At 67.2% G+C, this 7,309-nt stretch carries 7 protein-coding genes; 6 read left to right on the plus strand and 1 reads right to left on the minus strand.

The window, feature by feature from the left end; translation table 11 throughout:
- The 4 genes from ABSF49_RS18660 to ABSF49_RS18675 form a co-directional block, all read left to right on the plus strand.
- Positions 1-875 (plus strand): FAD-dependent oxidoreductase (locus ABSF49_RS18660; RefSeq protein WP_424114144.1); only part of this gene is annotated, 875 nt, incomplete at its 5' end.
- Between the two features lie 14 nt (positions 876-889).
- On the plus strand, positions 890-2,392 hold the full coding sequence (locus ABSF49_RS18665; protein WP_424114150.1) for a sugar ABC transporter ATP-binding protein: 1,503 nt from the start codon (positions 890-892) through the stop codon (positions 2,390-2,392).
- Positions 2,393-2,436: 44 nt separating this feature from the next.
- Positions 2,437-3,372 carry an ABC transporter permease gene (locus ABSF49_RS18670; RefSeq protein WP_424114145.1) on the plus strand — a complete coding sequence of 312 codons (936 nt, stop codon included), beginning with the start codon at positions 2,437-2,439 and terminating at the stop codon, positions 3,370-3,372.
- Positions 3,369-4,331 carry an ABC transporter permease gene (locus tag ABSF49_RS18675; protein ID WP_424114146.1) on the plus strand — a complete coding sequence of 321 codons (963 nt, stop codon included), beginning with the start codon at positions 3,369-3,371 and terminating at the stop codon, positions 4,329-4,331. Before ABSF49_RS18670 ends, ABSF49_RS18675 begins: the two co-directional genes overlap by 4 nt.
- An 8-nt stretch (positions 4,332-4,339) precedes the next feature.
- Here the strand turns inward: ABSF49_RS18675 and ABSF49_RS18680 are convergent, their stop codons facing one another.
- On the minus strand, positions 4,340-5,080 hold the full coding sequence (locus ABSF49_RS18680) for a GntR family transcriptional regulator (protein ID WP_424114147.1): 741 nt from the start codon (positions 5,078-5,080) through the stop codon (positions 4,340-4,342).
- Between the two features lie 80 nt (positions 5,081-5,160).
- On the opposite strand from ABSF49_RS18680, the gene ABSF49_RS18685 reads away from it, so the two are divergent.
- Together ABSF49_RS18685 and ABSF49_RS18690 are read left to right on the plus strand one after the other, a co-directional pair.
- Positions 5,161-6,690: a xylulokinase gene (locus ABSF49_RS18685; protein WP_424114148.1), complete on the plus strand. Its 1,530-nt coding sequence runs from the start codon at positions 5,161-5,163 to the stop codon at positions 6,688-6,690.
- A gap of 1 nt (position 6,691) precedes the next feature.
- A partial coding sequence (locus tag ABSF49_RS18690) for a creatininase family protein (protein WP_424114149.1) occupies positions 6,692-7,309 on the plus strand: 618 nt, incomplete at its 3' end.

Consider the following 7,309-nt stretch of genomic DNA (forward strand, 5'->3'; position numbering starts at 1 on the left):
GCGCCCACGCCGTGTCGGCGAAAGTGGTGATCGACGCCACGGGCGACGCCGACGTCGTCGCCGGCGCCGGCGGCGATTACGAACTCGCCGGCCGCGACAGCGCGCAACAGACGCTGACCACCACGTTCCGCTTGGCCAACGTCGACGAACGCGCGCTGACGGTGAACAAGGAGCAACTCCACGCTTTGATGCGCGAGGCCAACGCCAGCGGTCGCTTTGCGCTGCCGCGCGAGGAGGGCAGCGTTCATCGCACGCCAGACAGGGGCGTCATGGCGACGATCATGACGCGCATGTCGGGCGTGGCGCCGGACGATGTCGAGGGCGTTTCGCGAGCTGAGGCCGAGGGACGCGCGCAGGCCTTCGAATATTTCCGCTTCCTCAAGTCGATGGCGCCCGGCTACGAAGCCGCCGTGCTCATCGGCACCTCGCCGTGGATCGGCGTGCGCGAGACGCGACGCATCCTTGGCGACTATCAGGTGAGCGGCGAGGACGTCCTGGCGGCGCGCCGCTTCCCAGACGGCATTGCGCGCTGCGGCGCCCCAATCGAGGATCATCACGACGGACGCGACACGCGCTGGTCCTACATCCCCAATTCCGGCACCTATACCATCCCCTATCGCGCACTCCTGCCGCGCAACCGCGACGGCATTCTGGTCGCCGGTCGCTGTCTGTCGGCGACTCATGACGCTCACGCCAGCGCCCGCTCGATCGGCACGTGCATGGCTATGGGGCAAGCGGCGGGCAGCGCCGCAGCTCTTGCCGCGCGCGAGGACCTGACGCCGCGGCGCGTGCCGATTGCGCGGCTGCTCGAGTTGCTCGATGCGCAAGGCGCGGATTTCGGCCAGCGTCAGCGAGCTGCGGCTGCGGTGCGATGACCGAAGCCGCGGCCATGCCCGTCGGCGCCCAAGCGCCGCTCCTCAGCGTCACGGGCGTGGCCAAGGCGTTCGGCGAGACGAAGGCGCTGAGCGCCTGCAATCTCACGCTTCGCGCCGGCCGCGTCCACGCTGTGATCGGCGAGAACGGCAGCGGCAAGTCGACGCTCGTCAAGGTGCTGAACGGCGTCGTCCGGCCCGACAAGGGCGAGGTTCTCCTTGCCGGCGTCCAGCTACGACTGTCCACGCCGCGACAGGCGCGGCAAGCCGGGATCGCCACAACGTTCCAGGAGATTCTCGTTCTGGAGCAGTTATCGCTCATCGACAATCTCTGGCTCGGGCAGGACGGCTTGTTTCGCCGTCGCGTAGATGCGGCGCGGCGGCGCGCGGAGAGCGAGGCCGTGCTCCGCGAGCTTCTCGGCGATGCGCTGCCCGATCTCTCGAGCCGCGTCGCCGACCTGGATCTCGGCACGCGCCAGGCCGCGGTGATCGCGCGCTCGCTGCTCCTCAAGCCGCGGCTGCTCATCCTCGATGAGGCGACCGCTGCGCTCGATATCGCCGTGCGCGACCGCCTGTTTGAAGCGCTCCGCCGACGCACCGCGGGAGGCCTCGCCGTGCTCTTTATCACCCACAAGATGGACGAGATAGCGGCGCTGTCGGACGAGGTGACGATCCTGCGCTCAGGCGAGTCGGTTGCGACGCTGCCCAACGCCGAGGTGACGCCGGAGCGCATGCTGGCGCTCATGTCCGGGCGCTCCGAGCCGCTTTCGTTGCCGGCAGCGCCGAACAGCGGCGGACGGGTGGCGCTCACCGTCCGCGATATTCGCGTGTCGGCGCGGAGCGCTCCGTTCGGACTCGATGTGCGCTCGAGCGAAGTGCTCGGGCTGGCGGGGCTCGAGGGGCACGGCGCCAATCTGTTCGCGCAAATTCTCGGCGGCGTGCGCACGCCGTTCGGCGGCTGCATCGAGGCCGACGGGCAGGCTCTCAGCGGGGCGAATGCGTTCGTGCGCCACGGCGTGGCCTATGTTCCGCGCGACCGCAAGACTGAGGGCATCTTCGCGCCGCTCTCGATCGCCGACAATTTCTCCATGTCGACGCTTCGGCGCTATGTCCGCTTCGGCCTGCTCGACGAGGCGCGCATCGCCGCGCGCCGCAAGCCGCTGTTCGAACGACTGGGCGTCAAGTTCGGCCGGCTCAGCGATGAGATCACGAGCCTCAGCGGCGGCAACCAGCAAAAGGTCGTCCTCGCGCGCACGCTCGCCCGCCAACCGAAGGTGCTGGTGCTGAACGACCCGACGCGCGGCGTCGATCTGGCGACCAAGCAGGACATCTACTCACTGCTTGCCGAGCAGGCGCAAGCGAACGTCGCCGTGGTGATCCATTCGACGGAAATCGAGGAACTGCTGGCTCTCTGCCAGAGGGTTGCGATCTTTCACCACGGCGCGCTGTTCGCCGTCCTCGATCGCTCAGCCCTCAGCCGCAGCGCGCTGATCGCCGGCCTTTTCGGACGGGCGGCATGAGCGCGCGTCATTCATCGCTGAGGAGTTTCTGGCGCGATCCCACCATGTTCGCTGGGGTCCTGTTCACCGCCCTTCTCGCTGCCAGCGTGCTGCAGGACGCCAGCATCGTGTCGCCGCGCTTCCTCACTGGCGCCGCCAGCGTCGCGGTTCCGCTGGTTATCGGCGCCATGGCGGTCACGCCGGCGATTCTTTCTGGCGGCGGCGGCATGGACCTCTCCGTCGGACCGCTGATGGGTTTCGTCAATGTGCTGGTGGTGACGGTGTTGATGCCGGCCCATCTCGGCGACTGGTGGTTCGCCGCGCCGCTGCTGCTCTTGCTCGGACTGGCGGTTGGAGCGATCAACGGCTGGCTCGTCGCCGTGGTGCGGCTGCAGCCGATTGTCGCCACGCTGGGGACCAATCTCGTACTGAGCGGCGCCAATCTCTGGCTGCTGCCGACGCCGATCGGTCCGGCGCCGATGTGGTTCAGCGCGCTTGCGCGTCCTCATTTTGGCATTCCCGGTCCGTTCGCCTTCGTCGTCGGCCCGGCGTTGATTTGGTTTTTGCTGAGCCGCAGTCCCTTCCTCAAGACGCTGCTGGCGGTCGGCGGCGACGATCGCGCCGCCTATTCCTGCGGCGTCGACGTCGCGCGGGTGCGCATCAATGCCTACGCCGTCGGCGGCCTGTTCTCGGCCTTTGCCGGCTTGGCCCTCACCTCGCTCATCCAGTCGGCTGACGCCAACGTGGGGCCGCCCTTCACGCTGCAGGTTATCACCGCCGCGGCGCTCGGCGGCATCAGCCTCGCCGGCGGGCGCGGGCGCATGTGGGGCAGCGTCTTCGGCGCGTTGACCCTCTTCCTCATCCAGAACTTGATGACCAATCAGGGCGTTTCGGTATTCTGGCAGCAGGTGGTGTTCGGCGGGACGCTGATCGCGGCTCTGGTTCTTAATGCGCTCTCCGGCAAGCTGGCGGGGCTGCAGCGTGCGGAGGCGCAGTCATGAGACGGCTGGTTGCCGCGCTTCGGAAGACGATTTGGCCGCAGCTCTTCGCCATCGCCGCGCTCTACGGGCTGGGCGTCCTGACGATCAACGGGTCGGGAAGCTGGCGCAGCGTGCAGGCCGTTTGCGTCTTGGCTTCCTTCGTCGGCATTGCGGCGGCCGGGCAGACAGTGGTTGCGCTGCTCGGCGGGATCGACCTCGCCATTCCCGGCGTCATCGCCTTCGCCAACGTCGCAACGGCGCAACTGACCGGCGACCACTGGCCGTTCTGGATCGTGGCGCCGGGCATCCTCATTCTCTCCGCCGCGGTGGGGGCTTTCAACGGCGCGATTTCGAAGTCCTTCAACATCAATCCGCTGATCGTGACTCTGGGCGTTAGCGCCATCCTGACTGGCGCCATTCTGGTGTGGACCGGCGGCCAACCGACCGGCTATGCGCCGAAATGGCTGAACGGCTTCGTGGCGCCGTCGGGCACGACCTTCGGCCTGCCGCTGCCGCCCGTGCTCGCCTTTTGGGGCGTGGTCGCCATCCTGCTTGTGGTTCTGCTGCGACGCACAGTGTTCGGCAAGCACGTCTACGCCAGCGGGGCCAGCTTGCCTGCCGCGGATTTGGCGCTGGTGCCGACCACGCGCGTGTGGACGTTGGCCTTCGCGTTGAGCGGGATCACGGCGGCGATCACCGGCATTCTGCTCGCGGGCTTCACTACCCAGGGCGATCCGCGCATCGCCACGCCCTATCTCTTCAACACGATCGCCAGCGTCGTCATCGGCGGCACGTCGCTGGTCGGCGCGCGCGGCGGTTACCTGCGCACAGTGCTTGGCGCCATCATTCTCACCGAGATCACGACGCTGCTGGTCGCCAACAGGTTCAGCGCAGCTACGCAGCAGGTGCTGCTCGGCGCGATCATTCTTGCGGTCGTGGCCACCTATGGCCGCGAGCAGGCCGTGTCGGATCGACTATGATGACGGCCTCAGGTGATCTTGCGCGCCGCGCGCATGTCGGCCCACAGCTCGAACAACAGCTGACAGCGGTCGCCGCGGATGAGCGCGCCGGCGGCCTCGGTTGCCACGCCGTCGGCGTCGAACGTCGTGCGGACAAGCCGAAGGGCCGGCTGATCGACGCCGACTTGCAAGAATTCCGCTTGTTCGGGCTTGAGCAACACCGGCGCCAGTGTCTCGCGCGCCCGAACCAACTGCGTTCCGTACTCCCGCGCCAGAACGTCATAGAGCGAACGGGCGCCGAAGTCGTAGCGTTCGAGGCCCGGAAAACGTTTGGACTGCAAGGTCGACGTTTCCAGCGCGTAGGGATCGCCGTCGACGAAGCGGACGCGAATCAGGCGCAGAATCGATTCTTCGAATTCGCAACCCAGCGCCTCGGCCTCCGGCGCGGTGGGATGCGCGACGTCCGCGCTGACGACGCGCGTCGACACCAGCCGGCCGTCGGCTCTCAGCGCTTCAGAGATCGAGAAGAAGCCGAGCAGCGAAGAATCGACCTTCGGGCGCCTGACGAAAGTCCCCTGGCCTTGGTGGCGAACGACGAGGTCGCGCTGAGCCAGTTCGGCCAGCGCCTGCCGCGCGGTCACGCGGCTGACGCCGTAGATCTCGCAAAGTTCGCGCTCGGGAGGCAACCGATAGCCAGGCGGATATTCGCCCGATGCGATTTTTTCCTCGATCAGCCGGACGATGCGCCGGTAGTTCGGTTCGGAGTTCAAAGCGGCTCACACCCCTCCATTCGACTTGGTCATATCATTATAACAACTGCTCCGGGCATTCTACCGGCGGAGGAATCGCAGTGATCGCGCGCTCCGCCGCAGTCCTCGGCCTCGACCTCGGAACGCAATCCACCAAGGCGGCGCTGGTTGCGTTCGACGGCCGTACGCTGGGCGCGCACTCGGTCGCCATGAGCTTCGAGCGGCCACAGCCGGGCTGGGGCGAGCAATCTCCGGCTATCCTGATCGAGTCCGCGATCGAATGCATCGCCGCCCTCACGAGGCAGTTTCCGGCGGTCGAGGTCGCCGCCATTGGCATCGCCGCACAGATGGGCGGGGCGATCGGCCTCGGCGCGGATTTCTCGCCGGTGACGCCCCACGAAATGTGGCTGGATACCCGCGCCGATGCCGATCGCCAGGAATTGCTCGCCGCCTTCGGCCCGGAGATCCTCGCTAAGAACGGCATCATCCCGTTCGTCGCGCCACGCGTGCGGCGCTGGCTGCGCCTCGATCCGACCCTCAGAGGGCGGCTTGCCAGGGTGGTCGCGCCCGGCGGATATCTCGCTGGGCGGCTCGCCGGCATGACGGACGCGGCGAGGGCCGTCTGCGACCGTACCCAGGCCAATCTCTTTGGCTGCTTCGATGTCGTTCGCAACGCATGGGACAACGATTTGGCGGAGCGCTGCGGCCTGCCGCCGAAGCTGCTGCCGCGTATCGCCGACGCTTTTGAGATCGTCGGCTTTCTGTCGCGTGAGATGGCGGCCCGGTCGGGCCTGCCGGAGGGCGTGCCGATCGCCGCCGGCGTCGGCGACGGCACTGGCGGCTGGTATGCGGCCGGCGGCGTAGAGCCCGGCGTCTGCATCGACACCAGCGGTTCATCGGCGCATTTCGCGGTTACGATTGACCGGTTCACGCATGATCCGACGGGGATGTTGGCGACGATGCCGTCGGCGATGCCGGGGCGCTTCTCTCTGCTCGGGTTCACCACCTCGACCGGTCTGACCCACCGTTGGATGCGCCAGACCTTCGACCTGAGCTACGAGGAGCTGGAACGGCAGGCGGCGGCTGTGCCCCCCGGCGCCAACGGCGTATTCGCGGTGCCGCATTTCAACGGCCGCGTCAGCCCCTTCGAAAGCTCGATCAAGGGCGCCTTCATCGGCTTCGACGACAAGACTGGGGCTGGAGAATTCTACCGGGCGCTTCTCGAAGCCAGCGCCTTCGAGCTTGAAGGCTGGCTGAAGACCGCGCGCCGCCTTGCGCCCGGCGTCGCGCTGGAGAGCGTCGTCAACGTCGGTGGCGGCGCGCAGAACGCATTGTGGAATCAGATCAAGGCCAACGTCACAGGCCTGACCTTCCGGACGGCGCGTGACGAGGTTAACGCGGCGCGCGGCGCAGCGCTGGTCGCCGGCATCGCTGCGGGCGTGGTCCCGCGCGAAGGCCACGAATGGTTCGCGCCGCACTATCTTGGGGCGAAGACCGCTAGCCCGGATCCCGTCGCTTACGCTGCGTACCGGCCGCTGGCTGAGAGCTACGACGACATCTTCGAGCGGCTCATCCCCATCTATCGCAGACTCAGGAATCTGCGCTCATCAAACCAAACCGAGAGTCAATGAGATGATCGAGTGGAGCAAGCTGACCGACCGCGAAATCGATGCTTTAGATCGCCGCTTGCCGGTGGTCCTACCTGTAGGTCTCATCGAGGCGCATGGGCCCCACCTGGAGAGCGGTTTCGACTCCTACTCGGCTGACTGGTTTGCGCGCCGGCTCTGCGAAGAGGCTGGCGCCATCCTGCTGCCGCCGATACCCTATGGCTTCGCCGACACCAACTGGGAATACGCCGCGACGCTGGGGGTCAAGGCGGAGACCCTCGGGCTGGTCATCGGCGACCTCTGCAAGATGCTGTGCCATCACGGCTTCAAGCGCATCCTCGCGCTCTCCGGCCACGGCGGCAACAGCGTCGGCGCGACGCTCGGCTTCCAGCAAGCTTGGGAAAAATATCCCGATATGAAGCCGCTGCTTTGGACCTACTTCACCACCGGCGGCGTGCCGATGAGCCACGCCGATGAGAAGGAGACAGCGCTGGCGCTCGCCATCGGCGGCGTGGTGCACATGGATCGCGCTGAGGACTTCCAGCTCAAGAAGCCCTGGCACGAGGTTTATTCGCGCAAGGCGCTGGCGCCGAGGAGCGGCGGCGTCAACGGCCGGCCCAGTCAAGCGACGCTGGCGATGGGC

This window comes from Roseiarcus sp., from assembly GCF_049514155.1.
Classification (GTDB): domain Bacteria; phylum Pseudomonadota; class Alphaproteobacteria; order Rhizobiales; family Beijerinckiaceae; genus Roseiarcus.